The sequence below is a fragment of the Mycobacterium sp. genome, assembly GCF_052145595.1.
In the GTDB taxonomy this organism is placed as follows: Bacteria; Actinomycetota; Actinomycetes; order Mycobacteriales; family Mycobacteriaceae; genus Mycobacterium.
In genome coordinates this window covers 38,170-63,607 of sequence record NZ_JBKQOI010000315.1, presented here as the reverse complement: position 1 = coordinate 63,607, position 25,438 = coordinate 38,170, and the positions used below count along the sequence as shown (strand labels likewise).

Here is a 25,438-nt window from a genome sequence, read left to right as displayed (position 1 = left end):
CGTGCAAGGCCTGTTCACGCCCGAGCAGTTCTGGCCGGTCACCCCTCTGCTCGGCAATTTGACGTTCGGCCAGTCGGTCGCTCAGGGCGTGGGTCTGCTGAACAACGCGCTCGTAGGTACCGGCGGGCTACTCAACAGCTCGTCAAACAACGTTCTCGTTTTCGGCTACTCGCAGAGCGCCACGATCGCCACCGATGAAATAGCCGCCCTCATGGCAACGGGCTCGCTCCATGCAAACCAGCTGTCCTTCATGCTGATTGGTGATCCCAACAACCCCGTCGGCGGTATCCTCTCGCGCTTCCCGGGCTTCTACATTCCATTCCTGGATGTGGCGTTCAACGGCGCGACCCCGCCGAATTCCCCCTACCCGACCACGATTTACACGGGCCAGTACGACGGCATCGCCGACCTCCCCCAATACCCGCTCCATGTGCTGTCCGACGTCAACGCCTTCATGGGTTACTTCTTCGTGCACAGCTCGTATCCCATGCTCACGGCCAACCAGGTTGCCAACGCCGTGCCGTTGCCGACGTCTCCGGGCTACACCGGCAGCACCCAGTACTACATGCTCATGACTCAAAACCTGCCGCTGCTGCAGCTGATTCGCGACATCCCCTACGCCGGTCCTCCCATCGCCGACATATTCCAGCCCGATTTGCGGGTGCTCGTCGACCTGGGTTACGCCGACTACGGACCCGGCGCCAACTATGCGAACATACCCACCCCGGCCGGGCTGTTCTCGTTAGCCAACCCATTCGTGGTCATCCCTGACCTGGCCATCGGGGCCGTGCAGGGACCCTACGGCGCCGCGGTGGAAATCGGTGTGGAAGCCGGATTGTTGTCGCCGTCCTTGTTCCCCGACACCTACCCCTGGGTTCCGTCCATCAATCCGGGCCTGCATTTCTCCACCGGCCAGCACAGCACCACGCTGCTGTCCGTGCTGAGCGGCACCGTCGGGGACGTGCTTGAACTCATTCCGCCGGTCTTGAACTGACCTGCGCGGCGGCGTCACCGGTTCGCGCGGGCCCGAGCGGGGAATGCTCGCGGATCGACTCGTCGCGAATCAAGCCCCGCAGCAGCGCGGTGCTGAACTCGGCAGCGATTTCCTTGGCGGAGCGCCGCCCGTGCGGCCGCAGCCAGCGGTAGCTGCCCAGCGTCATCCCGATATAGCCCAGGGCCACCACGTGCGAGTCGCACTCGTAGAACTCGCCACTGGCGATCCCGCGGTCGATCAGCCCGTGCACGTGCTCGTAGACCTGGGCCTCCTTCTCGCGAACCTCGGCGACCTGCTCGGAGGTGAACCATTCGGTGATGTAGGGCTGCTCCTGGAAATACACGGCGGCCCGCTCGGGATTGGCCGCGATCCCGGTGAGCAGGCGAACGGTGTACTGGTAGAGCGCCTCGCGGGCCGTCCACGACGGATCGTCGTGCACGGCGGCCAGCGTGCCCTCGGCGGCCTGGCGGTAGATGTCGAACAGGATCAGCGACTTGCTGGCGTAGTAGTGGTAGACGGTCGCCTTGTTCAGCCCGATCACATCGGCGACGTCGTCCATCCGGGTGCCGTGATAGCCACGGGCGGCGAACAGCTTGGTGGCGACGGCCAGCAACTCCTCGCGGCGCGTCAGCCCGTTCTCGGATGGCATCTGTACTCTCTATCGTCACTGCCGGCAGGGGCGGGTGGACCCCGGACAAGGCTAATTGTCAATCAACTGGTTGGACAGTTTATGCATGACGTCGGGTGTTGCACCGACGCGGAGGGGACTAGACTCACTCGGGAACCAAGTCGCGACCAGAGGGGTGGACCAATGGATCCGAATCCGGACTACGACGCAAGCGACGAGATCGAGTTCTTCTTCCGGTACGTCCCCTGGGGTCTGCGCGGCGTCCTCGACGGCAACGGCTACCCGCCGCCCGCGTATCCACCGGTTTAGCGATCCAGCGGCCGGTCGAGGCTATAACGCCTTGAGCTCCTCGGCGACGGAGGTCACCGATTTCTTCGCGTCGCCGAACAGCATCGTGGTCCCGTCGGCATAAAACAGCGGGTTGTCGATGCCCGCGAACCCGGAATTCATCGACCGCTTGAGCACGATCACCGACTTGGCCTTGTCCACATTGAGGATGGGCATGCCATAGATCGGGCTGGATGCGTCGTTGCGGGCCGACGGGTTGGTGACGTCGTTGGCGCCGATGACGATCGCGACGTCGGTGCGGGCGAACTCGTCGTTGATGTCGTCCATGTCCTTCATCGCGTCGTAATCGACCTCGGCCTCGGCCAGCAGCACGTTCATGTGACCGGGCATCCGGCCGGCCACCGGGTGGATCGCGTACTTCACGTGAACGCCGCGCTTCTCGAGCAGGTTGGCCATGTCCTTGACGGCATGCTGGGCCTGCGCGACGGCCAGGCCGTAGCCCGGCACCACGATCACCTGGTTGGCGTACGCCATCTGGATCGCCGCATCGGCGGCCGACGTCGCCTTGACCGGCTTAGCACCGCCGCCGTCGCCGCTGGGGGCCACGCCGACACCGCCGAAGCCGCCGGCGACGATCGCCGGAATGGAGCGGTTCATCGCCTTCGCCATCAGGTTGGTCAGGATCGAACCGGACGCGCCGACGATCATGCCCGCCACGATCATCGCGGTGTTGTTCAGCGCCAGACCGGCCGCGGCTGCCGAGAGCCCGGTCATGGCGTTGAGCAGCGAGATGACCACCGGCATGTCGGCGCCCCCGATGGGCAACACCACCATCAGGCCCAGCGCCCCGGCGGCGGCGAGCAGGCCGATCATCCACCACAGCGACACTCCACCGGTGCCGGGATGTGCGTGTAGGCCGATGACCACCGCGGCGGCCACCGCGGCGGCGAGCAACAGCAGGTTGATCGGTTGCTGAGCCCTCCCGAAGCCGATCGGTGCTCCGGAGATGATCTCCTGCAACTTGCCGAACGCGATGGTCGAACCCCAGAACGAGATCGACCCGATGATCGCGGCAAACAGCGACGCCACCACGATGTGGACCGTCGGCGACTCGCCGTGCTGGAAGGCCGAAAACCCGCTCGTTTCAATGAATTCCGACAGCGCGATGAGCGCGACCGTGCCGCCGCCGACACCGTTGAAGAACGCCACCAGCTGCGGCATGGCGGTCATCTTGGTCAACCGCGCCGGGGGGACGCCGAGCACGACGCCCACGACCAAGCCGGCGATGATCAACACCCATTGGTCGGTGTGCCGGATCTTGACCAGGGTCGCGCCCACCGCGGTGGCCATGCCCACCGCGGCGATCAGGTTGCCGCGCACCGCGGTCCTCGGGCCGGTCAGGCCCATCAACCCGTAGATGAAGAGTGAGAACGCGATGATGTAGAGGACGGTGACGAGGTAGCTCATTTCGCCGCCGGCTCCTCAGTCTGCTGGGTCTTTGCAGGCGCGCGTTTCTTCCCCTTGAACATGCCCAACATTCGGTCGGTGACGATGAAGCCGCCGATGACGTTCAGCGTGCCGAACACCACCGCGACGAACAGGATGATCTGCACCGCGAGCGACGGGTGTTCGACCGCTCCGAACACCACCAGCGCGCCGATGAGCACGATCCCGTGGATGGCGTTGGTCCCCGACATCAGCGGCGTGTGCAGCGTATTGGGCACCTTGGAGATCACCGCGAACCCGACGAATCCGGACAGCACCAGGATCGCCAGGTTTTCCAACAACTCGTCGTACATCTAGGTTTCCTCCCCGGAGCGGGTCACGCAGGCGGCCGCGACGATTTCGTCGTCAAAGTCCGGGGCCAGCTTGCCGTCGGTGATCAACAGGTCAAGTAGCGCCGTGATGTTCTTGCTGTAGAGCTCGCTGGCATGCTCGGGCATCGTCGCCGGCAGGTTCAGCGGCGCGGCAATGGTGACGTCGTGCTTGACCACGATCTGTCCGGGTTCGGTGAGCTCACAGTTGCCGCCGGTTTCCCCGGCCAGGTCCACGACCACGCTGCCCGGCTTCATCGCTTCCACCGCCGCCGCGGTCACCAGGCGCGGCGCGGGCCGGCCCGGGACCAGCGCCGTGGTGATCACCACGTCGAATCCGGCGATCGCTTTTTCCAATGCCTGCTGCTGCTGGGCGCGTTCCTCCTCGGTGAGCTCGCGGGCGTACCCACCCTCACCGGACGCGTCAATCCCGACATCCAGCCACTGCGCCCCCACCGAACGCACCTGGTCGGCCACCTCGGGACGAACGTCGTAGCCGGAGGTGCGCCCGCCCAGCCGTCTGGCCGTCGCCAGCGCCTGCAACCCGGCCACACCAACGCCGAGCACCAAAACGGTGGCCGGCTTCACCGTTCCCGCTGCCGTCGTCAGCATCGGGAAGAACCGGGTCGACTCCGAGGCCGCGAGCAGCACGGCCTTGTACCCGGCCACGTTGCCTTGTGACGACAAGGCGTCCATGGCCTGGGCTCGCGATATTCGCGGGATGGCCTCGAGCGCGAACGCCTGCACACCGGCTTGCTTCAGCGCCTCGATCGAGTTGTCCGCATTGCGGGGTGCCAAAAAGCCGATCAGCGTCTGCCCGCTGCGCAACTTGCCGACCTCGTCCGCCTTCGGCGGTGCGACCTTGACGACGACGTCGGCGGCCCAGGCGTCCCCGATGGTGGCCCCGGCCTCGGTGTAGAGCTCGTCGGGAAGCAGCGCTCGTTCGCCCGCACCGGCCTCGACCACCACGGCCAGGCCGCCATGAACCAGCGACGCGACGGCCTTCGGCACCAACGCGACGCGCCGCTCGTCGGCCCCGGACTCGGCGACCACCCCCACCGTCGTCTGCGCATCTGTCATGGCGCGTATATCTACTTTCTAGTTACGTTCCAGTCCCTACTTCGGCCTGCCCACACTAACCGCCGCTACCAGAGCGGAATGTCTTGGCCGTGTTCCGACGCCGGGCGGGGTCCGAAGTAGCGGCGTTCGGATTGGACGATCGGCACGTCGTTGATGCTGGCTTCGCGGCGTGCCATCAAACCTGACGGGCTGAATTCCCAGAGCTCGTTGCCGTAGCTTCGGTACCACTGGCCGGTGTCATCGTGGCACTCGTACTGGAACCGAACCGCAATGCGGTTGTCGTGGAAGTCCCACAAGCTCTTGCGCAGCGAGTAGTCGAGTTCGCGTTGCCACTTGCGAGTCAGAAACGCCACGATCTCGTCTCGGCCGACGACGTGCTCGCCGCGGTTTCGCCAGTGCGAGTCCGGCGTGTAGGCCCGGCTGACGCGTTCGGGGTCACGAGTGTTCCAGGCATCCTCTGCTGCCTGGACCTTCTGGAGTGCCGTTTCGTAGGTGAACGGTGGAAAAGGCGGGAGAGATTCGGTCATGGCCTCCATCTTCTACCGCGAGCAGACGCAGAATCGCACGAATCCGCGCTCCGGCATACGATTCTGCGTCTGCTCGCGCCGCCTTACCGCACGTGTCCTATCGTGACGGACATGGACTTCGCGATGTCGGCCAAAGCAAGCGACTACCACAAGCGGCTGTCCGACTTCATGACCGAGTACGTCTTTCCGGCCGAGGCCGACTACGACAAATACCGTGACGAGGCCGGCCCGCACGACCACACCATTCCGCCGGTCGTCGAGGAACTGAAAATCAAGGCCAAAGAGCGCGGCCTGTGGAACCTGTTCCTGCCGGCCGAATCGGGCCTGACCAACCTGGACTACGCGCCGCTGGCCGAGATCACCGGCTGGAGCCTGGAGATCGCACCCGAGGCGCTCAACTGCGCGGCTCCCGATACCGGCAACATGGAGATCCTGCACATGTTCGCCACCGAGGAGCAACGCGAGCGGTGGCTGCACCCGTTGCTCAACGGCGAAATCCGCAGCGCCTTTTCGATGACCGAGCCGGCGGTCGCCAGCAGCGACGCCCGCAACATCGAAACCACGATCGCCCGTGACGGCGGTGACTACGTCATCAACGGCCGCAAGTGGTGGACGTCCGGGGCGTCGGACCCGCGCTGCAAGATCCTCATCGTGATGGGCCGCACCAACCCCGATGCGGCGTCCCATCAACAGCAGTCGATGATCCTGGTGCCGATGGACACCCCCGGCGTGACGATTGTCCGCTCGACACCGGTGTTCGGTTGGCAGGACCAGCACGGCCACTGCGAGGTGACCTACGACAACGTCCGGGTGCCGGCCACCAATCTGCTCGGCGAAGAGGGCGCCGGCTTCGCGATCGCGCAGGCCCGGTTGGGACCGGGCCGCATCCACCACTGCATGCGCGCCCTCGGCGGCGCCGAACGTGCGCTGGCCCTCATGGTCGACCGGGCCCGCAATCGGGTGGCGTTCGGCCGTCCGCTGGCCGAACAGGGCGTGGTGCAGCAAGCAATTGCCAAGTCCCGCAACGAAATCGACCAGGCCAGGCTGCTGTGCGAGAAGGCGGCGTGGACGATCGATCAATACGGCAACAAGGAGGCCCGCCACCTGGTCGCGATGATCAAGGCGCTGGCCCCGCAGGTGGCCTGCGACGTCATCGACCGCGCGATCCAGGTGCACGGAGCGGCCGGCGTCAGCGACGACACGCCGCTGGCCCGGCTCTACGGCTGGCATCGGGCCATGCGGATCTTCGACGGACCCGACGAGGTGCACCTGCGCTCCATCGCTCGCGCCGAGTTGGGGCGTGAGAAATCCGCGTTCGCCGCGGCGGTCACCTGACATGGCGGCGGCCGTGCGGGAATTGTCCGGCGCGTGGAACTTTCGCGACGTCGGAGACGGTGCTGTCGCGCTGCGGCCGGGCCGGCTGTTCCGGTCCAGCGAGTTGAGCCGCCTGGACGACGACGGCCGGGCAACGTTGCGCCGGCTGGGGATCACCGACGTCGCCGACCTGCGCGCCACCCGGGAGGTTGCCCGGCGCGGGCCGGGACGGGTTCCCGACGGCGTCGACGTTCACCTGTTGCCGTTCCCCGACCTTGGAGATGAGGGGGGCGAGGACGAGGCCGAGACCGATGGCCAGGCTCCGCACGAAAGCGCATTCCAGCGGCTGCTTACCGGTGAGGGCGGTGACTCCGGCGAGTCGGCTGATGAGGCGGCGGCTCGCTACATGATCGACGAATACCGGCAATTCCCGACCCGCAACGGGGCGCAGCGCGCAGTGCGCCAGGTCATCACGCTGCTGGCCGCCGGGCGCCCAGTGCTCACGCACTGCTTCGCGGGCAAGGACCGCACCGGCTTCGTGATAGCGACGGTGCTGGAGACGGTCGGTGTCGATCTTGACACCATTGTCGCCGACTTTCTGCGCAGCAACGAAGCCGTATCCGAGCTTCGTTCCCGGATCTACGAGATGATCCAGCAACGCTCGGACACCGAACTGACCCCGGAGGTGGTGACCTTCACCGAGGCCCGGCTGTCCGACGGGGTCCTGGGTGTCCGCCCGGAGTACCTTGCCACCGCCCGCCAAGCGATCGACGAGGAGTTCGGGTCGCTGGCCGGCTACCTGAGCGACGCGGGCATCACCAAGGACGACCTGGATCGCCTGCGCAACGAACTGCTCGCCTGAACCGATTGCCCCGCAAGCGATCAAACCCTCACCGCCGGCATCGCGCTGATCCCCTAACGGTTCATCCGGGCACCCAGGCCCCGCGATGGAGCGAAAACGATTGGCACAAAATCCCGCGCACGCTCGGGCAGTCGCTCTAAGCTGGCTGGGTGCCGGCTTCAGCGATGCGCCGGGTCATCGGATTGGCAGCGCCGTCGGTACCAAGAGAACCCCTGCTTGGAAGGGACGGCCGATGACGAGCTTGCTTACGGAACCCCAGCTGATAGCGACGGCTGCATTAGACGCGGCAGGAATTGGTTCGACGATTCGCGCGGCCAAGGCGGCCGCCGCCGTCCCGACTACCGGCTTGGTGGCAGCGGCCGAAGACGAGGTGTCGACGGTCGCCGCGACGCTGTTTGGCGCGTACGGCCAGCAATACCAGGGCCTGCTGCAGCAGGCGGCCGCATTCCATGAGGAGTTTGTCGCGGCGTTGTCCGCCGCCGGGAACGCGTATGCGGGAGCGGAACTCGCGGCATCGAACCTGCTGGGCACCGTCGAAGCCGACGCCCAAGCGTTGCTGGGCGGCGGCGGTGCGGGCCCCGGTGGACTACCGTATGCGGACCCGCCATCGCCGCTGACGGCGCCGACCACCGGTTTGATCATGGGCGGCAGCGGCCTGCCCATACCTCCACCAAGCTACGTCAACGCCGTTCTCAACTACGTCAACCAGAACTTTGCGCCCATCGCCAACCCCCAAGCCCTGTTTACTCCCGAAGGCTACTATCCCCTTATTCTCAAGAGCTTGCCCATCGACACTTCGGTGTCGCAGGGCCTCCAGATTCTCGACAGCGCGATCAAACAGCAACTCACCACGCCCGGGGTAAACAGCGTTGCCGTTTTGGGCTACTCGCAGAGCGCCATCATCTCCTCGCTGGAAATGGAGAACCTCGCGAACCCCGTGCTCAACCCGAGCCCGCCGACTGCAACTCAACTCGGCTTCACCCTGCTGGGTGATCAGATGAATCCCAACGGTGGCTTTTGGGCGCGCTGGCCGGGCTTCCCGGCGGGTCAGCCTCTACAGATCCCGAGTCTGGGGATAACGTTCTACGGTGCGACGCCCCCGAACACCATCTACCCAACCCACATCTACACGCTTGAATACGACGGGTGGGCCGACTTCCCGCAATACCCAATCAACTTCATTTCCGACCTGAACGCCTTTGCGGGCATCGCCTTTGTGCACGGCACCTACCCGGATCTGAATCCGTCGGCGCTTCCCCCTGGCTACGCCATTCAGACATTGCCGACGTCGCCGGGTTACACCGGAGTTACTACCTACTCCATGATCACCACGCCGAACGGTCTGCCGCTGTTGGAGCCGGTGCGGGCGATACCGGTCATCGGCAACCCGATCGCCGATCTGCTGCAGCCGGATCTGACCACGATCGTCAACCTGGGCTACGGCAGCCCCAGCCAGGGCTGGTCGACAGGCTATGCGAATGTGCCCACCTATTTCGGGCTGTTCCCGCACGTCAGCCAAGCCCTCATCGCTCAGGATCTGGTCACCGGGGCCCAGCAGGGGGCCACCGCTTTCGTGAGCGATATGAGCGCAGAAGCCTCGGGTATGTCGATGGCCAGCCTTTCCCACTCGCTGACATCGATGGCGGGAACGGGCGCAGCGGACCTGTCCGCGCTGACGCCCGCGCTATCATCGCCCGACAGCATTATCGAGACCATCCAGGCGGCGAACACCAATATCGCCAACGAGATCTCGTCTACGGCCGCGCGTCTTTACGGAGCTGCGCTGCCGACGGCAGACATCGTGAATGCCGTGGTTACCGTGATCCCGGCCTATGACGTCAACCTGTTCCTGAGCGGGATCCAGCAAGCGCTCGACGGGAACGTTCTTGGCGGATTGGAATATGCACTCGTCGCTCCGTTTGCGGCCTCCACGGGATTGCTCACACTCGCAGGTGGTATCGAGCTTGAAGTGCTGTTGAACGCACTCGGATTGAGTCTTTAGCTCACTGGCACCAGCCCCGCGGTGGCCCGGTAAAAGCACGTGGTCGTGAAGGAATAGCCGATGCCGAGCTTGATCACGCGGCCGCAATTGATCGCAGCGGCCGCAGCAGATGTCGCAGAAGTCAGTTCGGCGATCAGCGCGGCCAGGACGGCCGCCTCGGGCCCGACAACCGGCCTCGCGGCAGCGGCTGCAGATGACGTGTCAGCGTTTACCGCGAAACTGTTTGGCGCATACGGCCAGGAGTAGCAGGCGCTCCTGCTGCAGGCGGCCGCGTTCCACGACCAGTTCGTTGCGACGTTGTCCGCCGCCGGGAACGCCTACGCGGGAGCCGAGGCCAGCGCGTCGAATGCACTGGGCACGCTCGAAACGGACGCCCTTGCGCTGCTGGGAGGCAACGCCGCCCCCGCCGCCAACACGCTGATGGGCATAACGTCAGCGGCCATGGGTCCAGCGATGTCGCCGGGGGACCCGATCTACACATTGGTGTTGGGTGCCAGCGGATACCCGATACCCTCGCAGGAGTACATAGACGGAATCCCGCCCTTATACGCCAACCCGTTTTGGGGGACCGGCACCAACATCGGCATAAACACGCCCGAGGGGTTATATCCGCTTACCGGTGTTATGAGCTTGCCCCTCAACACGTCGTTGAGCCAAGGCCTCACGATCTTGAATAACGCGATCCAGTCATTAGCCACTCCGGGTAACACCATTAACGTTTTCGGTTACTCGCAGAGCGCCATCATCTCATCACTGGAAATGCAGGCGCTCAACCCCACCAATACGCTGGGCGGGAGCTTGCTACCCAGCGGTGTAAACCTGAACTTCACTCTCGTCGGTGATCCGAGCAACCCCAACGGCGGCTTATTCGCGCGCTTCCCGGGTCTGAGCCTTCCCAGTCTGGGCCTGACGTTCGGCACCGCGACGCCTGACAATTCCTTCCCCACGCGCATTGATACGATCGAATACGATGGCTTCGCCGACTTCCCGCAATACCCGATCGACGTCCTGTCCGATCTCAACGCCTTTTTGGGCATCCTCACTTTGCACGGCCAATATCCGTTCCTCACGCCCACGGAGCTCACGAACGCTGTTTCATTGACGAATACGGCCGGCCCCACCCAGACCGAATACTTCATCATCCCAACCTCGGATCTTCTGGCTCCAGGCCTGCAGGGTCTGCCGCTTTTGGATCCGGTGCGTGCAATACCGGTCATCGGCAATCCAATCGCAGACCTGCTCCAACCGGACTTAACAGTGCTGGTCGACTTGGGCTACGGCAGCACCACCCAGGGTTGGTCAACCGGTCCGCCTAATGTTGCCACGCCGTTCGGGGTGCTCCCGCCGGTTCCCTTACACGACGTTCTCAGCGCTCTGGGCACTGGGGCCCAGCAAGGGGTGAGTGCTTTCTGGCACGACATCAGGTATGGGATCCCCAAGACCCTTTCACTGTCCGACGTGACGTCCACGATCGGAACTTTGGGGACGAATGCGTCCAGTTACCTGTCGGCGGGTGTGACGGGGCTGACGTCGGCCCTGTCCTCGCCCGACGGCTTTATCACGGCCCTGCAGTCGGCGAACACCAATATCAGTAATGCGATCTCGGGTTCAGCTTCGGCGGTGTACTCGACTCTGCTTCCGACAGCTGATGTCGTTAACGCGCTCGTGACCTCTGTGCCGTCCTATGACGTCAATTTGTTCCTGAGCGGGGTAGAGCAGATAGCTGAGGGGGATCCCGTTGGGGGCCTTATTTATGCATTCGGCGCTCCGCTGGCTGCGGACACGGCATTGGTGACGCTCTTCGGCGGGTTCGAGGCCCGAGTCTTCGAGCATGCAGCCACACAGATCATTGACGACATCAGGGGCACGGCACCGGCGCCGCCCGGGACGGTGTCGCTGTAGGTTCCTAAGGCTCGAGCACCAGCTTGCCTAGCACACCGCCATCGGCCAGACTCTGCAAAGCCGCCTGGCCTTCCGATAACGGATAGCGTTGCGGCGGAGGCGGTCTCAACCCCAAGAAAACCAATTGGCCTAGCCCAGGAGAACAGGGCCGCTGAACCCGGGACCTTGTTGAGGTACTCGCCCCACGCGACGCCTATCACGCTGACGTTGCGCAGCAGCAGCCGGTTGACCTTGACGGTGGGGATGCCGCCCGCGGCGAAGCCGATCACCAGCAGCTTGCCGTCGATCGCCAGGACGCGAATCGCGTCGTCGAAGGCCGGGCCCATTTCTCTGGCGATCTGGATGGCCGCCGTGCCCACCCACCGGCGGCACCGAGCACCAGCACGGTGTCGCCCGGCCGCATTGCGGCGCGGCGAGCAAGCGCGAAGTACATGGTGTTGTAGTCACCAACAGCGAAACCGCTTCAGCGTCATCGAGTTCCGCCGGGCTGCGGACCACGTGGCCACCGGAAAAGCCACCCGGCTCGGCGTAGCCGCCGAGAACCCCGAACGCCGAAACCCGCTCGCCCACCGGAATCCCGACGTAGCTGGCGCAGACCGGACGACGCCCGCGGTTTCCATCCCGCGAATAATAGGGCGGCAGCAACACGGAATGGGCGGTCGAGATAATCGAGAACAGAGGTAGATCGAAGACATATTAACGAGGTCGCTCTAAGCTACCTAGTGCAGGCACCGCGATGGCCGGGTTCGCCGCGTCATCGGTTTCACAGCGGCGTCGGTATCACAGACGAATACCCCTGGTCGCGAAGGGAACAGCCGATGACGGGCTTGCTCACCGAACCGCAATTGATCAACACGGCCGCCGGGAACGTAGCGGAAATTAGATCGGCGATCGGCGCGGCCAAAGCGGCCGCCGCGGGCCCGACAATCGGTGTGGCGGCAGCGGCCGCCGATGAGGTGTCAGCGGCGGCCGCAAAGCTGTTTGGCTCGTACGGCCAGCAATATCAGGGCCTGCTGCAGCAGGCAGCCGCATTCCACGATCAGTTCGTTTCGGCGTTGTCCGCTGCCGGGAACGCGTACGCCGGAGCCGAAGCCTCGGCGTCTAACCTGCTGGGCACCGTCGAAGCCGACGCCCAGGCATTGCTTGGCGGCGGCGGTGCGGGTAGCCCGGCGGTCACGGCAGTAACACAGGCGGCAGACCCGGCCGTCAATGCCATTTTGATCATGTCGGGGAGCGGCACTGCGACACCGAATTCGACCTTCATGAATAACGTTTTCAGCCGCTACCTGTCCGGTTTGTACGGCGGCCCGATTTTCTCCGGCCCGCTTCAAGCCGTGTCCACGCCCGAGGGTTTATATCCGTTTAGCGGTGTCAAGGACCTGACACTGGATATTTCCCTGGCCCGCGGCGTCACGCAGCTGGACAACGCGATTAACCTGGCGGTTCACCCCGGCACCAACCAGTCTGTTGCCGTCTTCGGTGTCTCGCAGAGCGCGATCCTCTCTTCACTGGAAATGCCGAAACTCCTGGCCGAGGGCTTTACCAATGGCCAAGGGGGGGCGCCGGTGCAGGTGTCCTTCGCCCTGACCGGTGATGAGCTCAATCCGAACGGCGGCCTGCTATCGCGTTTCCCCGGTCTGAGCTTTCCGAGTATAGGTGTCACATTCGGCGGCGCGACGCCTAGCAATGATTTCCCGACCACCATTTGGACGCTCGAATACGACGGCTTCGCCGACTTCCCGCAGTATCCGATCGATATTTTTGCCGACCTTAACGCGGTCCTGGGTATCGCATTCGTGCATGGCACCTACGCAACTCTGACGCCCCAACAGCTTGCTTTGGCTTTCCCGCTAACGCAGTCGGGGGCGCCCTCCATGACCACGTACGAGCTGATCCCCACTCAGAATCTCCCGTTGCTGGACCCGCTGCGCGCGATCCCGGTCATCGGGAACCCGCTCGCCGACCTGGTCCAACCCGATTTGAGGTACCTCGTCAACTGGGGCTACGGCAACCCGAACTTTGGTTACTCGACCGGACCGGCCGACGTGCCGACACCGTTCGGGTTCCTGCCGCCGCTGAGCGCAACCATGGCTCTGGGGCCCGACCTGATCAGCGGTACACAGCAGGGAATCGGCGCTTTCGTCGGCGACCTGTCTGCCCTGGCACCACCACTGCTGCCCGCCCAATCGCTGTCGAGCCTGACCAGCCTGCTTCCGGGAGCAGGATCACCGGGTGGCACCGCACTGACCCTGCCTGCCCCGGCGTCGATTCCGTCCACCATCACCGGCATCATTTCGGGCATCGAGTCGGCGAACACCAATATCTCCAACACCCTGGTGACCGATGTCTCGACCGCTTACGCGACGCTGCTGCCGACGGCAGACATCGGGACTGCGCTTGTAGTGTCACTTCCGTCTTATGACGTCAACCTGTTCCTGAACGGGATCACCCAAGCGGTCGATGGCCAACCAATTCAGGGACTGATCAATGCGTTCGGCGAACCGATCGCAGCTAACATTGGACTGACCACGGTCGCGGGCGGCATCGAATTCTTCGTCATCGAGAATGCGCTCACCACGATCTTGACAGGGACACCACATCCCGGTCCCTTCTGATCGACATGTTCTGCGGCTGAACGCCTCTGGTGGTACACATTGGGGCAGTCGAAGAAGCCATGCTGCGGACACGGCATTGTTCACGCTCTTCGGCGGGTTCGAAGCCCGAGTCTTCGAGCATGCAGCCACACAGATCATTGACGACATCGCGGATACGACACCGGCGCCGCCCGGGACGGTGTCGCTGTAGATTCCTAAGGCTCGAGCACGAGCTTCCCGAGCACGCCGCCGTCGGCCAGGCTCCGCAAAGCGGCCTGGCCCTCCGACAACGGATAGCGTTGCGGCGGAGGCGGTCTCAACCCCAAGAAAACCAATTGGCCCAGCCCCCAGGAGAACAGGGCCGCCGAACCCGGGACCTTGTTGAGGTACTCGCCCCACGCGACGCCTATCACGCTGACGTTGCGCAGCAGCAGCCGGTTGACCTTCAGGGTGGGGATGCCGCCCGCGGCGAAGCCGATCACCAGCAGCTTGCCGTCGATTGCCAGGACGCGTATCGCGTCGTCGAAGGCCGGGCCGCCGATGGGATCGACGACGATGTCCACGCCCCGACCGTGGGTGTACTCACGTACCCGCTCCGCCCAGCCGTCGGACAGCGGCACCACCAGGTCGGCGCCCACGGAAGAGACAAAGTCAGCCGCGGTCTCCCGGTGCACCACGCCTATCACCTTGCTGGCGCCCATTGCCCTGGCGACCTGGATCGCCGCCGTGCCCACCCCGCCTGCAGCACCGAGGACCAGTACCGTGTCGCCCGGCCGCATCGCGGCGCGACGGGCCAGGGCGAAATACATGGTGTTGTAATTCACCAATAACGAAACCGCTTCGGCGTCATCGAGTTCCGCGGGACTGCGGATCACGTTGGGCACCGGAACGGCCACCTGTTCGGCATAGCCGCCCAGGATCCCGAACGCCGAAACCCGCTCGCCCACATGGAAACCCGAGCCTGCCGGCGCCGAACGCACCACGCCCGCGGCTTCCATGCCCGGCACGAACGGCGGCGGCAATTTCAGTTGGTACTCGCCCTTGCTCAGCAGCAGGTCCGGAAAGCAAACCCCGGCGGCCCGAACGTCGATGACGACGTTGTTGCCGTCGCCGCTGACGTCGTCGATATCGGTGTACACCATGCCGTCCGGACCGGACAGCTCTTGTACCACACAGGCTTTCATGGCCCCTACAGCTTGAATCCAGCTTTTTGCGCTCCGGTCAGGTCGGTGATCTCGTTCCAGTGCGCGGCGACATCCTGCACCGACGGCGGCTTGTCGAAGTTGACGCCGTCGTTCTGGAACAGCGCGACGCGCTGTACCTTGCCGCCACCGACGACGAAAACCGATGCGTTGTCGGGGCATTCCTCCATGCACAGGTAGGACACCACCGGCGCGACGAACTCCGGCGTGAGCTTCTCCAGCACCTCGGGCGGCATAATGTCCTGAGTCATCCTGGTGGCCGCGATCGGCGCGACCGCGTTGGAGTGGATGTTGTACTTGGCTCCCTCCAGAGCCAGCGTGTTGATCATGCCGACCAGGCCGAGCTTGGCCGCCCCATAGTTGGTCTGGCCGAAGTTGCCGAACAGCCCGCTAGTGGAAGTGGCGACGACGACCCGGCCGTAACTCTGCTCACGGAAATGCGGCCACGCGGCGCGGATGATGTTGTACCCGCCGTAAAGATGCACCTTGAGCACGGCGTCCCAGTTCTCGAACGACATCTTGTGGAAGGTGCCGTCGCGCAGGATCCCGGCATTGCTCACCACACCGTGCACGGCGCCGAACTCGTCGAGCGCGGTCTTGACGATGTTGGCCGCGCCTTCTTCGGTGGCGACACTGTCGTAGTTGGCGGCCGCGCGGCCACCCGCGTCGCGAATCTCCGCGACCACGTGGTCGGCCATCGCCGATCCGGCGCCCGTGCCGTCGCGGGCTCCGCCGAGGTCATTGACGACGACGCTGGCGCCCTCCCGGGCGAGGGTAAGGGCGTATTCGCGGCCCAGCCCCCCTCCGGCTCCGGTGACGACGATGACACGATCCTGCACTCCGGGCATCAGGTTCCTCTCTAGCTCTTAGGTCTAGCTTTTAGGGAATTGGGCCGATTGTCAGAACAGCCTGCGAGCCAGCTTCAAGGCCCGCTCGGTGTAGGGCGGGTAGGTGAAGCTCGATAGGTCGGGCCGGGTCGGTTTGGTCAGCACCGACTTGCGGTGGCTGAACTCCTCGAAGCCCCACTTGCCGTGGTAGGCACCCATGCCCGACGCGCCGACCCCGCCGAATGGCAGCTTGGCCGTTGACACCTGGAAGGCGAGATGGTTGACCAGCATGCCGCCGGCCGGTACCTCTTTGATGACCCGCTCGCGGGTGTCGCGCGACTTGGTGAACAGATACGCCGACAACGGCTTGGGCCGCGAGTTCACGAAGCGTATTGCCTCGTCCAGGGATCCGACGGTGACCACCGGCAGGATCGGGCCGAAGATCTCGTTGCGCATCAGCGGCCCGTCCGGGTCGGGGTCGACGACGACCGTCGGCTGGATTCGCAGGTTCGACGCATCGCAGCCGCCCCCGACGGTGACCTTGCCGTCCGAGCTGGAAAGGTAACCGCTGAGCCGGTCGAATTGGCGCTGGTTAACGATCCGCATTCCGTTTTGTTCCTTCGAGCGGAACTTGGTGATGGCTGCGCCGATCTTGTTCACCAGTTCGTCGCGGATCTTCGCGTCGGCCAGCACGTAGTCGGGTGCGACGCACGTCTGGCCGGCGTTGAGCAACTTGATCCAGGCGATCCGCTTGGCCGCGACATCCACATCGGCGTCGGCGGCGACGATCACCGGGCTCTTACCGCCCAGCTCCAGCGTGACCGGGGTCAGATGCGGGGCCGCGCCTTCGTAGACCTTGCGGCCGATCTCGGTGCCGCCGGTGAACATCAGCCGGTCGAAGCCCTGCGCAATCAGCTCCTGACTGACCGCGCCGTCGCCTTCGATCACCACGATCGCATCGTTGTCCAGATAGCGGGGCACCAGCTCGGCCATCAGGTGTGAGGACGCCGCCGCGATTTCCGAGGGCTTGAGCACTACGGCATTTCCGGCGGCGATCGCCCCGACTGCCGGACCCAGCGTCAGGTAGAACGGGTAATTCCAGGCGCCGATGATCAGCACCGTGCCGTAGGGCTCGTACTCCACCCAACCGCGGCCGGGCAGCTGCGCCGCCTCGAGCAGCCGGTATTTGCGGCGAGTCCACTTGGCCACCCGCTTGGCCGCGTACTTCGCTTCGCCGGCGGTGGTGGCGATGTCGGCTATGTATGCCTCGAACCGGTTGCGGTCGAGGTCTTCGGCGAGGGCGGCGGAAATCGCGGCCTCATTCTCCTCCATCAACTTTTGCAGCTGCAGCAACTGCTGCTTGCGCCACTCGATGTCGCGGGTGCGCCCGGTGGCGAAGGTCTGGCGGACCCGGGCCACCGTAGCAGCGATATCGACCTGCGCAGCTGCCCCAGACTCCGGCGGGGCGCCGTTTGTGGATTCCGATGATTTCGGTGCAACCGATTCGGTGGTCATCATTGTCCTTCCCGAGCAGAGCTGCTCGCTGTATTGCGGGCGGCCGCTCATCGGTGATAACCGCGATCCTAACCATCCGGTTGGGAGAGCAGTTAGGAAGGATCCGCCCGGGTTCAACCCGCTACTTGACGCAGGGGATGCTCGTCGCGGTCAGCTGGCTCAGGTCGGTCGGTGCGGGCGCACGAGCACCGGTGCCGGTGGCGGCCACGGCGGTCACCTGTCCGGACCCCGACCCGTCGACCGTGGCACCGGGATGGGCGAGGTAGTCGCCCGCGGGGAACCGCGTTCCCACGGTCAGCCGAACGGTTCCGCGCGACAGGGCGTCGTTCGCGGTCGCGGGCAGCCGCAGCCGATCGGCCAACGTTTGCGCACCTTGGGAGCCACCGGGGCCGTATTCGATGACGCTGTCATCCGCGGGGGCCGCGGCGGTGGTGGCGCTGCCTCGGGTAAAGCCATGCCCGGCGAACGCGTCCTCGATCGCGGCGGCCAGTCCGTCGCGTGACGTGGCGTTGACGACGTCAAGGATCGCGGGTTCAGCCAACGGGGGCGGCGGCTGGGTGGTTGCCGGCTCGGCGTCGGGCGCGGCCGGTGTGTCCGAGGAGAAGCGCTCCTGAACGATCCGCCGGATGGTCGGAACATCGACGAGGTTGACGTCGGACCCATTCGCATCCCGGCCGAAATCGGAGATCGGCAGCGTGTAGAACGACAGCGGTCTGTCGGTCAGCTGTGACGCCCGGGCCGCGAAACCGCCAAGGTCCAACCCGGCGTCGACGGCGATATTGTCGTGGGCCACCTGAAGCAATTTGCGCAGCGCGCCAAGGTTGGATAGCACGCCGCCGCGCTGAACCGCTTTGAACAGCGACACCAGGAAAGCCTGCTGCCGCCGCGTCCGGTCAAAATCGGTGAATGAACCGTCGCTTTCATCGCGCCGCTGCCGCACGAAGGCCATCGCCTGCGCGGCATCGATCCGCTGCACACCTTGGTGGAATTCCGCACCCGAATAGCTGTCCACCGTGTCTCCGTTGAGGCACACCGTGATCGGCTCCACGAGCTTCGCGATTTGGAAGAATGCGCCCAACGTGACCTCGACGAAATGATCGACCGAGACACCCAACAATTCGTTCACGGTTCCGATTTCGGCCTTGCGACCGGCCTCGCGGGCGGTCTGCTCGCGAGCGGCCAGATCCGTCACGCCCGCACCGTCCCAATTGCCGCTGGCCTGGGCATTCAAGGCCTGCTGATACGCCAGCCCGTATGCCTGCTTGACCTTGCCCTTGCACACCGATCCCGGGCAGCCGGGCAACTCCACGTAGTCGTCGCGGGGAATCGACACCGCGCTGATGGGTCCGTCACCACCCGAAATGTGCACGAGGATCAACACATTGGCGTTGTAGCCGCCGGAGGTTTCATCGCCGGCGTGCAGCGCCTCATACATCTCCTTGGGCAGCGGCTGACCATTCTGATCCAAGCGACTGTCGAGGCCCATCAGGAGAATGTTTTGGTCGGCGCCGGCCGGGGTGAGTACATTCGGTAGCGCGTGGGAAATGATGATCTTGCCCAGTGCCGTGTGGTAGCCCGTCCACCCGACGCCGGTAATGGCCATCACGAAAGCCGAAGCCAGGCTGGCAATAAGCCGCCCCTTCAACACCACCAGGCGGCGCGGTTCACCAGATCCATAGCTGCTCATAACGACTCACCATTGTTCCCGACCACCCGGCGAATTCCGGGTAAGCGCAACAGCGAGCCACAGGCAAATGCGGCGCTAGGGCTTGGCCGCCGTCACAAAGCTGTTCGCAAACGGCCGATCATCCGAAGTCGGCTCGCGGCCCAATCGCGCCGCCTCGTCGCGAGCGCCGACCGTGCGGGTGGCCCAGCCGTGCGCGGCGAACCATTCCCCGCTGTCGGGGCGGTCCCCGTCCTCAAACCACAGGTCGAACGGGTTGAATGAGGTGTCCTGGCCGCGGGCCTCCCGCTTGGCCTTGAGCCTGGCCCACCTCTCCTCGGCCTCTCGGCGCTTCTCTGGGACCACCCCGAAGTTTTCCACGGCCACCCGGCTGCCCGACCCGCTCAGCGTGTCGACCGAGGCGAACAGCGCTTCCTGCGCCGCCGCCGGCAGGAACGGCAACAGACCTTCGGCCAGCCACGCGGTCGGCTTGTTCGCGTCAAAACCATTGTCGTGCAACGCTTGTGGCCAATCGTGGCGCAGGTCGACGGGCACGGCTCGCCGGTCGGCGATGGGGGCGGCGCCATGGCTGGCCAGCGTCTCGGTTTTGTATTGCAGGACTTTGGGCAGGTCGATCTCGTAGACGATGGTGCCGGCCGGCCAGTCCAACCGGTAAGCGCGCGAGTCCAGACCCGCAGCCAGAATCACGACCTGGCGGATACCGCCGGCAACCGCGTCGGCGAAGTACGCATCGAAGAAATGGGTGCGCACCGCCTGGTAGTTGATCATCTGCTGGGAGTCGACCCTGGAGTCGGGGTCATCGTCATCGGGCTCCGAAGCCCACCAGGCGTGCACCTGCTCGCGGACTCCCTCGAGCTCCGGCGTCGACACCAGGGGCTCGGCGAACTGATCCCGGATCAGCGGGGCGGCGCTGGCGGTCTCGGCGGCACGGGCCAGCGCCACCATCACCGCGGTCGCGCCGACGCTGGTTGCGATGTCCCAGGAGTCGTCCGCGGTGCGCGCCATTACAGCCGCTCCGCGATCACAAAGTCGGAGAACGCGTCCTTGTCGTCGGCCAGCGGGACATTCTCGATCCAGCGGTCCAGCCGGCGCATCTCGTCGATTGAGTGCTGCGCTTTGGCGCGCCAGCCGTGTTCGTTGAGCCAGTCCGCGACGTCCGCGCGGTCGTCGCCGCGATACATCAGCTCCCCGACGTCGACGGTCTGCTCAAAACCGATCTCGTCCGCCACCTTCTTGAACCGCTCGCGCATCTGCTGTCGCCGCTCGTCGGCGTGGTTGGGTGCGGTCTCGGCCGAGACCCGGCTTCCGGGCTGGCTCAGCTCGCCGATCAGGGTGAACAACCGGTCCTGGGCCTCGGCGGGCAGGTACATCAACAGGCCCTCGGCCAGCCACGCGGTGCGCGCCGACGGGTCAAAGCCGGCAGCACGCAGCGCGGCCGGCCAGTCCTGACGCAGGTCGATGGCCACCTCACGGCGATCGGCCGAGGGCGTCACGCCGTTTTCGGCCAACGTCGTGGACTTGTACGCCAAGACCTGGGGCTGGTCGATCTCGAACACCGTCGTTCCGGCCGGCCAGTCCAGGCGGTAGGCGCGGGAGTCCAGCCCCGACGCCAGAATCACCACCTGCCGGATCCCGTCGGCGACGGCATCGGTGAAGAAGGTGTCGAAGAAGTTCGTCCGCACCGCTTGGTAGCCGCGCATGTGGTGGAGATGGGCCGCGGATTCCTCGTCGAGGTCCTCTATCTTGGCCGCGATCTCCGGATCGAGCATGGCCTCCCACAGAACACCGGCCCCGGAGCTGGTGACCAGAAGCTTGGCGTAGGGGTCGCGAATGAGCGCGTCGGGCCGCTCGGTTTCGACGGCGCGGGCCGCGGCCACCATCACCGCGGTGGTGCCGACGCTGGTCTTGATGTCCCAGGTGTCGTCGTGGGTGCGCAGTGAGCTCATCGCGTTGCTCCTTGAATCAATACTTCGTTTGACGGTCCGCCGAGACGCGCCCGCAGCAACGTGCTGCGCACGGCCTCGTCGGCCAGATCTTCGGGCACCGGGCGGCCCAGCCGGGCCATCTCGTCGCGGTTGTTCACGCCGTGTACCTGCCAGCCGTGCTCGGCCAGCCACCCGGCGGCGTCCGAGCGGTCGGGCTCGTGGTAGGTCAACGCTTCGACGTTGACGTCCAGACCGAGTCGCTCCCGCATCCGCCGCCAGCGCTGCGTGTTGCCCCTCGAGTTCATGCCGAAGACCTCGATGGCAACCTGACTGCCCGGCGCGCTGAGGGCGGAGAACATCTCGAAGAGCCGGTCTTGAGCGTCGCTCGGCAGGTAGGGCAGCAGGCCCTCGGCCAGCCACGCGGTCGGCTTGGTGCGATCGAAGCCCGCGGCCGCCAGTGCCGCCGGCCAATCGTCGCGCAGGTCCACCGGGACCGGGCGCCGCCGGGCGGCGGGGACCGCGCCGTGGGATTCCAGAATGGCGGTCTTGTATTCCAGCACCTTGGGCTGGTCGATCTCGTAGACCGCGGTATCAGCCGGCCAATTCAGGCGGTAGGCGCGGGAGTCCAGGCCCGCGGCCAGGATCACCACTTGCCGGATCCCGGCGCCGACGGCGTTGCCGAAGTACTCGTCGAAGAAGTGAGTGCGCACCGCCTGGTAGTCCACGCCGAGCCGATGCACCCGTTGCCCGTGCTCATCGCCGTCGAGCCAGGCCAGCTCGGGATCGGTCAGCCGAGCCCACGCCGGACCTGCCGAGGACACCAGTAATCGGGCGAAATCGTCACGAATCAGCGGTTTGGATCCGGCCGTTTCCACCGCGCGCGACGCCGCGACCCCCAGCGCGGTGGCGCCGACGAGTTCGGTGATCGTCCAGCTGTCGCCGGCGGTCCGAACTGAGGGCGGTAACGAGGCGTCCAGATCAGTCATAGCGGGACCATGCTACCTGAGTAAGTTAGGCAAACTATGCGCTTTGTGCGCCACGTCACTGGCCGCAGACCGACCCCGGACGGGTTAGGCCCGGGGCCGCCAGAGCGCGCCTTCGAGTAACTGCCGCAGCATCTCGGTGACGGCCTCCATCTCTTGGTAGCTCCGCAGATACCCGGCATAGAAACCGACGCCGCAGAGCACGACCAGCAGCGTCTCGACCAACGCGCAGGCATCGACGTCGGGGGCGATCTCGCCCCGCTCGATCGCGTCATCGACGACCCGCGTCAGGAATTCTCTGCTGGTTCGCACCGCATCGTTTTCGGTTCGCTTCAATTCCGGATGCCGCTGCGATTCCAGCACGGCCGTAATCAAAAATGCCGATGCGGAAGGATTTTCGGCGTTCGCACGCATCGCGGCAGAGATGAACGCCGTCAGCCGCCCCATCAGGGTGCTCTCGCACCGGGCCTGTGCGACGCCGGCCGCCATGACCAGCTCGTTGGTTTGGTCCTCCACTTCCCGATACAGCACCCGTTTGCTGGAGAAGTAGTGGTTGATCGCCGGCCTGGTCAGGTCGGCGCGGACCGCGATCGCCTGGAAAGTCGCTCCGTCATAACCACGCTCGCCGAAAACCTGACGTGCCGCGTGCAAGATGCGCTTACGCGTGTGGTCTGCCTTCGCCGCGGGCGGACGGCCCGGCCGGCGACTCGCCGTTGGCGGCATTATTCAAGTGTGCCACCGCCGTGATGCGGCATTAACGCGTTCGGCGGAATACTGCCAAACTTTCCGGCCTGGTAGTCCTGCAGCGCCTCGATCAATTCCGCGCGGGTGTTCATCACGAAAGGTCCGTAATGGAACACGGGCTCGCGAATCGGCTGCCCGCCCAGAATCAGCACATCCATCGCCCCAAGCGACGAATCCCGGGTCCGACGGGCACCCACGGTGATCCGATCGCCGGGCCCGAGCACGGCCAACTGACGTGAGCGAATCGGGTGAGCGACCGGACCGACATATCCGCTTCCGGACAGCACATACACCAGCGCGTTGAAATCGCGCCGCCACGGAATGTCAAGCCGAGCACCATTTTCGATTGTGGCATGCGCCAGCGTGATCGGCGTGTGGGTGACCCCGGGTCCACGGTGACCGTCGATCTCACCGGCGATGATGCGGACCAGCGCCCCGCCGTCGTCGGACGCGAGCAACTTGGCGTCGCCGCCTTCGATGGCCTGGTATCGAGGCGGTGCGAACTTGTCTTTCTTCGGCAGGTTCACCCACAACTGGATGCCGTGGAAAATTCCGCCGCTTTCGACCAGTTCGGCGGGCGGGGTCTCGATGTGCAAGATGCCCGAACCGGCCGTCATCCATTGCGTCGCGCCGTCGGTGATCAGGCCGCCGCCGCCGTGGGAATCCTGATGCGCGAACTTGCCGTCGATCATGTAGGTGACCGTTTCGAAGCCGCGGTGCGGATGCCAATCGGTGCCCCTGGGCTCGCCCGGCTGGTACTCCACCTCACCCATCTGGTCCATGTGCACAAAGGGATCCAGGGCGGCGGTGCTGACCCCCGCGAACGCGCGAACCACCGGAAAGCCCTCGCCCTCGTAGCCTCGCGGGCCCGTGGTGATCGATCGGACCGGCCGCTCGGTGTCGTTGGGACCGGCGGGGCTCACCCGCGGCAACGTAAGCGTGTCTGCGGTAACAGCAGGCATGTTTACCTCCTTAATTGGCAACTACTCCTATAACCGGACCACGGTCCGGTTATTCCCCGGTGTCATAGGATGGCCTGGTGCTTGGGGGACCGCCGCCGCCGTCGCGACTCAGGCCCGCGTCGTGAGCAGGTCGACGGATGGCGAACCCCAGCCCCCGGTGGCCCCGGCTTCAGCGGCCGGCGGCCGGTTCGGGGCGACGATCAGGAAATCGGGCTACCTGCAAAAGTGGTTGCTGCTGGGCGTAACGATCGGTGTCGTCGCCGGCCTCGGAGCCGTCGTCTTCTATCTCGCGCTGAAATACACCGGCGAGTTTCTGCTCGGCTACCTGGCGGGCTACCACATCCCCGAACCCGTCGGGGAGGGCGGCGGCCACGGGTCCACCGGCTTTCACCGTGCGTGGGCGATTCCGTTGGTGACGACGGGCGGAGCGCTGCTGTCGGCATTGATCGTGGCCAAGCTCGCCCCGGAAGCCACCGGCCACGGCACCGACGAAGCCATCGAGGCGGTGCACAGCGATCCCCGCGCCATCCGCTTCCGGGTGGTGCTGGTGAAGATCGTGGCCAGCGCGCTGACGATAGGCTCGGGCGGTTCGGCCGGGCGCGAAGGCCCCACGGCGCAAATCTCGGCCGGCTTCTCGTCTTTGCTCACCCGACGGTTGAACCTGTCCGACGAGGACGGGCGGATCGCGGTGGCGCTGGGCATCGGCGCGGGCATCGGCGCGATCTTCGCCGCGCCGCTGGGTGGGGCGGTGCTGGCCGCTTCGATCCCCTATCGGGACGATTTTGACTATCGCTGCCTGCTGCCCGGTTTCATCACCTCGGGGACCGCGTACGCGGTGCTCGGGGCTTTCCTGGGCTTTGATCCCCTGTTCGGCTACATCGACGCCGAGTATCGCTTCGAAAAGGCCTGGCCGCTGCTGTGGTTCGTGGTGATCGGTGTGGTCGCGGCCGCGATCGGTTACCTGTACGCCCGGACCTTCCACGCCACGGTGCGGCTCACCCACCGGCTGCCGGGCGGGCCGGTGCTCAAGCCGGCGCTGGGCGGACTGCTGGTCGGCCTCCTCGGACTGCTGATCCCGCAGATCCTGAGCAGCGGCTACGGCTGGGCGCAGCTGGCGGCAGACCGCGGATCGCTGATGGCGATCCCGCTGTGGATCATCATCGTCCTGCCGATCGCCAAGATCGTCGCCACCTCATTGTCGATCGGCACCGGCGGGTCGGGCGGACTGTTCGGGCCCGGCATCGTCATCGGCGCGTTCGTGGGAGCCGCCATCTGGCGGCTGGGCGAGCTTTCCGGCCTGCCCGGAGTACCCCACGAGCCCGGCGTTTTTGTCGTCGTGGGAATGATGACGTGCTTCGGCAGCGTCGCGCGTGCGCCACTGGCGGTCATGATCATGGTCGCGGAGATGACCGGATCGTTCTCGGTGGTGCCGGGTGCGATTCTCTCCGTAGGGATTGCAGCGCTGCTGATCGCCCGCACCAACGTCACCATCTACGAGGCGCAGCGGCTCGATCGCGAAACCGCCGCGGCCGAGCGCGAACGTGAGGCGTCCGAAGCCCCTCCGGGCCCGTTCGAAGGGTGAGACAGGCGG

At 65.4% G+C, this 25,438-nt stretch carries 22 protein-coding genes and 2 pseudogenes; 9 read left to right on the top strand and 15 right to left on the bottom strand.

Annotated elements, in window-relative coordinates; all coding sequences use genetic code 11:
- Positions 1-994, top strand: a 994-nt coding sequence (locus ACLP4W_RS26765) for a PE-PPE domain-containing protein (RefSeq protein ID WP_442390389.1), incomplete at its 5' end; no start/stop codon positions are given.
- On the opposite strand, the gene ACLP4W_RS26760 is transcribed toward ACLP4W_RS26765, so the two are convergent.
- Entirely contained in the window at positions 972-1,643 is a 672-nt protein-coding gene (locus ACLP4W_RS26760) for a TetR/AcrR family transcriptional regulator (protein WP_442390388.1), read from the bottom strand. The genes ACLP4W_RS26765 and ACLP4W_RS26760 overlap by 23 nt on opposite strands.
- 162 nt (positions 1,644-1,805) lie before the next feature.
- Here ACLP4W_RS26760 and ACLP4W_RS26755 point away from each other — a divergent pair, with 162 nt between their 5' ends.
- A complete protein-coding gene (locus ACLP4W_RS26755) occupies positions 1,806-1,931 on the top strand; it encodes a hypothetical protein (protein WP_442390387.1) in 126 nt (41 codons plus the stop codon).
- A 21-nt stretch (positions 1,932-1,952) separates the two neighbouring features.
- On the opposite strand, the gene ACLP4W_RS26750 is transcribed toward ACLP4W_RS26755, so the two are convergent.
- The 4 genes from ACLP4W_RS26750 to ACLP4W_RS26735 form a co-directional block, all read right to left on the bottom strand.
- The gene (locus tag ACLP4W_RS26750; protein WP_442390386.1) at positions 1,953-3,377 is read right to left on the bottom strand and encodes an NAD(P)(+) transhydrogenase (Re/Si-specific) subunit beta; all 1,425 of its coding nucleotides are present in this window, start codon (positions 3,375-3,377) and stop codon (positions 1,953-1,955) included.
- Positions 3,374-3,709 (bottom strand): NAD(P) transhydrogenase subunit alpha, encoded by a 336-nt coding sequence (locus ACLP4W_RS26745; protein ID WP_442390385.1) that lies wholly within the window; start codon positions 3,707-3,709, stop codon positions 3,374-3,376. The genes ACLP4W_RS26750 and ACLP4W_RS26745 overlap by 4 nt, the downstream gene beginning before the upstream one ends.
- Positions 3,710-4,804 carry a Re/Si-specific NAD(P)(+) transhydrogenase subunit alpha gene (locus ACLP4W_RS26740; RefSeq protein WP_442390384.1) on the bottom strand — a complete coding sequence of 365 codons (1,095 nt, stop codon included), beginning with the start codon at positions 4,802-4,804 and terminating at the stop codon, positions 3,710-3,712.
- Between the two features lie 65 nt (positions 4,805-4,869).
- On the bottom strand, positions 4,870-5,331 hold the full coding sequence (locus ACLP4W_RS26735; protein ID WP_442390383.1) for a nuclear transport factor 2 family protein: 462 nt from the start codon (positions 5,329-5,331) through the stop codon (positions 4,870-4,872).
- A gap of 123 nt (positions 5,332-5,454) precedes the next feature.
- On the opposite strand from ACLP4W_RS26735, the gene ACLP4W_RS26730 reads away from it, so the two are divergent.
- From ACLP4W_RS26730 to ACLP4W_RS26710, 5 genes and pseudogenes are all read left to right on the top strand, one after another.
- On the top strand, positions 5,455-6,666 hold the full coding sequence (locus ACLP4W_RS26730) for an acyl-CoA dehydrogenase family protein (RefSeq protein WP_442390399.1): 1,212 nt from the start codon (positions 5,455-5,457) through the stop codon (positions 6,664-6,666).
- A gap of 1 nt (position 6,667) precedes the next feature.
- Entirely contained in the window at positions 6,668-7,507 is an 840-nt protein-coding gene (locus ACLP4W_RS26725) for a tyrosine-protein phosphatase (protein ID WP_442390382.1), read from the top strand.
- 232 nt (positions 7,508-7,739) lie between these two features.
- Positions 7,740-9,509 carry a PE family protein gene (locus ACLP4W_RS26720; RefSeq protein WP_442390381.1) on the top strand — a complete coding sequence of 590 codons (1,770 nt, stop codon included), beginning with the start codon at positions 7,740-7,742 and terminating at the stop codon, positions 9,507-9,509.
- A gap of 60 nt (positions 9,510-9,569) precedes the next feature.
- Positions 9,570-9,836 (top strand): annotated as a pseudogene (locus tag ACLP4W_RS26715) (PE family protein); the annotation flags it as partial.
- 93 nt (positions 9,837-9,929) lie between these two features.
- Positions 9,930-11,411 (top strand): PE-PPE domain-containing protein, encoded by a 1,482-nt coding sequence (locus tag ACLP4W_RS26710; protein WP_442390398.1) that lies wholly within the window; start codon positions 9,930-9,932, stop codon positions 11,409-11,411.
- A gap of 4 nt (positions 11,412-11,415) precedes the next feature.
- Here the strand turns inward: ACLP4W_RS26710 and ACLP4W_RS26705 are convergent.
- Positions 11,416-12,046: pseudogene (locus ACLP4W_RS26705) on the bottom strand (NADPH:quinone oxidoreductase family protein); the annotation flags it as partial.
- Positions 12,047-12,229: 183 nt separating this feature from the next.
- Here ACLP4W_RS26705 and ACLP4W_RS26700 point away from each other — a divergent pair.
- A complete protein-coding gene (locus tag ACLP4W_RS26700) occupies positions 12,230-14,026 on the top strand; it encodes a PE family protein (protein ID WP_442390380.1) in 1,797 nt (598 codons plus the stop codon).
- A gap of 194 nt (positions 14,027-14,220) precedes the next feature.
- On the opposite strand, the gene ACLP4W_RS26695 is transcribed toward ACLP4W_RS26700, so the two are convergent.
- The 9 genes from ACLP4W_RS26695 to ACLP4W_RS26655 form a co-directional block, all read right to left on the bottom strand.
- Positions 14,221-15,189: an NADPH:quinone oxidoreductase family protein gene (locus ACLP4W_RS26695; RefSeq protein ID WP_442390379.1), complete on the bottom strand. Its 969-nt coding sequence runs from the start codon at positions 15,187-15,189 to the stop codon at positions 14,221-14,223.
- Positions 15,190-15,194: 5 nt separating this feature from the next.
- Positions 15,195-16,055 (bottom strand): SDR family oxidoreductase, encoded by an 861-nt coding sequence (locus ACLP4W_RS26690; protein WP_442390378.1) that lies wholly within the window; start codon positions 16,053-16,055, stop codon positions 15,195-15,197.
- A 51-nt stretch (positions 16,056-16,106) separates the two neighbouring features.
- Positions 16,107-17,552: an aldehyde dehydrogenase family protein gene (locus ACLP4W_RS26685; RefSeq protein WP_442390397.1), complete on the bottom strand. Its 1,446-nt coding sequence runs from the start codon at positions 17,550-17,552 to the stop codon at positions 16,107-16,109.
- A 118-nt stretch (positions 17,553-17,670) separates the two neighbouring features.
- Entirely contained in the window at positions 17,671-19,236 is a 1,566-nt protein-coding gene (locus ACLP4W_RS26680; protein ID WP_442390377.1) for an LCP family protein, read from the bottom strand.
- 75 nt (positions 19,237-19,311) lie between these two features.
- The gene (locus ACLP4W_RS26675; protein WP_442390376.1) at positions 19,312-20,238 is read right to left on the bottom strand and encodes an SAM-dependent methyltransferase; all 927 of its coding nucleotides are present in this window, start codon (positions 20,236-20,238) and stop codon (positions 19,312-19,314) included.
- A complete protein-coding gene (locus tag ACLP4W_RS26670) occupies positions 20,238-21,170 on the bottom strand; it encodes a class I SAM-dependent methyltransferase (RefSeq protein WP_442390396.1) in 933 nt (310 codons plus the stop codon). The genes ACLP4W_RS26675 and ACLP4W_RS26670 overlap by 1 nt, the downstream gene beginning before the upstream one ends.
- 5 nt (positions 21,171-21,175) lie before the next feature.
- A complete protein-coding gene (locus ACLP4W_RS26665; protein WP_442390375.1) occupies positions 21,176-22,144 on the bottom strand; it encodes a class I SAM-dependent methyltransferase in 969 nt (322 codons plus the stop codon).
- 84 nt (positions 22,145-22,228) lie between these two features.
- A complete protein-coding gene (locus tag ACLP4W_RS26660) occupies positions 22,229-22,864 on the bottom strand; it encodes a TetR/AcrR family transcriptional regulator (RefSeq protein WP_442390374.1) in 636 nt (211 codons plus the stop codon).
- Positions 22,864-23,847: a pirin family protein gene (locus ACLP4W_RS26655; protein ID WP_442390373.1), complete on the bottom strand. Its 984-nt coding sequence runs from the start codon at positions 23,845-23,847 to the stop codon at positions 22,864-22,866. The genes ACLP4W_RS26660 and ACLP4W_RS26655 overlap by 1 nt, the downstream gene beginning before the upstream one ends.
- Before the next feature lie 121 nt (positions 23,848-23,968).
- Here ACLP4W_RS26655 and ACLP4W_RS26650 point away from each other — a divergent pair, with 121 nt between their 5' ends.
- Positions 23,969-25,429, top strand: a complete 1,461-nt coding sequence (locus tag ACLP4W_RS26650) for a chloride channel protein (RefSeq protein WP_442390372.1) — start codon at positions 23,969-23,971, stop codon at positions 25,427-25,429.
- Positions 25,430-25,438 lie beyond the last annotated feature (9 nt).

Coding starts and splice junctions, on each gene's coding strand:
- ACLP4W_RS26760 (WP_442390388.1), bottom strand. CDS start 1,643: ATGCCATCCGAGAACGGGCTGACGCGCCGCGAGGAGTTGCTGGCCGTC.
- ACLP4W_RS26755 (WP_442390387.1), top strand. CDS start 1,806: ATGGATCCGAATCCGGACTACGACGCAAGCGACGAGATCGAGTTCTTC.
- ACLP4W_RS26750 (WP_442390386.1), bottom strand. CDS start 3,377: ATGAGCTACCTCGTCACCGTCCTCTACATCATCGCGTTCTCACTCTTC.
- ACLP4W_RS26745 (WP_442390385.1), bottom strand. CDS start 3,709: ATGTACGACGAGTTGTTGGAAAACCTGGCGATCCTGGTGCTGTCCGGA.
- ACLP4W_RS26740 (WP_442390384.1), bottom strand. CDS start 4,804: ATGACAGATGCGCAGACGACGGTGGGGGTGGTCGCCGAGTCCGGGGCC.
- ACLP4W_RS26735 (WP_442390383.1), bottom strand. CDS start 5,331: ATGACCGAATCTCTCCCGCCTTTTCCACCGTTCACCTACGAAACGGCA.
- ACLP4W_RS26730 (WP_442390399.1), top strand. CDS start 5,455: ATGTCGGCCAAAGCAAGCGACTACCACAAGCGGCTGTCCGACTTCATG.
- ACLP4W_RS26725 (WP_442390382.1), top strand. CDS start 6,668: ATGGCGGCGGCCGTGCGGGAATTGTCCGGCGCGTGGAACTTTCGCGAC.
- ACLP4W_RS26720 (WP_442390381.1), top strand. CDS start 7,740: ATGACGAGCTTGCTTACGGAACCCCAGCTGATAGCGACGGCTGCATTA.
- ACLP4W_RS26710 (WP_442390398.1), top strand. CDS start 9,930: ATGGGCATAACGTCAGCGGCCATGGGTCCAGCGATGTCGCCGGGGGAC.
- ACLP4W_RS26700 (WP_442390380.1), top strand. CDS start 12,230: ATGACGGGCTTGCTCACCGAACCGCAATTGATCAACACGGCCGCCGGG.
- ACLP4W_RS26695 (WP_442390379.1), bottom strand. CDS start 15,189: ATGAAAGCCTGTGTGGTACAAGAGCTGTCCGGTCCGGACGGCATGGTG.
- ACLP4W_RS26690 (WP_442390378.1), bottom strand. CDS start 16,055: ATGCCCGGAGTGCAGGATCGTGTCATCGTCGTCACCGGAGCCGGAGGG.
- ACLP4W_RS26685 (WP_442390397.1), bottom strand. CDS start 17,552: ATGATGACCACCGAATCGGTTGCACCGAAATCATCGGAATCCACAAAC.
- ACLP4W_RS26680 (WP_442390377.1), bottom strand. CDS start 19,236: ATGAGCAGCTATGGATCTGGTGAACCGCGCCGCCTGGTGGTGTTGAAG.
- ACLP4W_RS26675 (WP_442390376.1), bottom strand. CDS start 20,238: ATGGCGCGCACCGCGGACGACTCCTGGGACATCGCAACCAGCGTCGGC.
- ACLP4W_RS26665 (WP_442390375.1), bottom strand. CDS start 22,144: ATGACTGATCTGGACGCCTCGTTACCGCCCTCAGTTCGGACCGCCGGC.
- ACLP4W_RS26660 (WP_442390374.1), bottom strand. CDS start 22,864: ATGCCGCCAACGGCGAGTCGCCGGCCGGGCCGTCCGCCCGCGGCGAAG.
- ACLP4W_RS26655 (WP_442390373.1), bottom strand. CDS start 23,847: ATGCCTGCTGTTACCGCAGACACGCTTACGTTGCCGCGGGTGAGCCCC.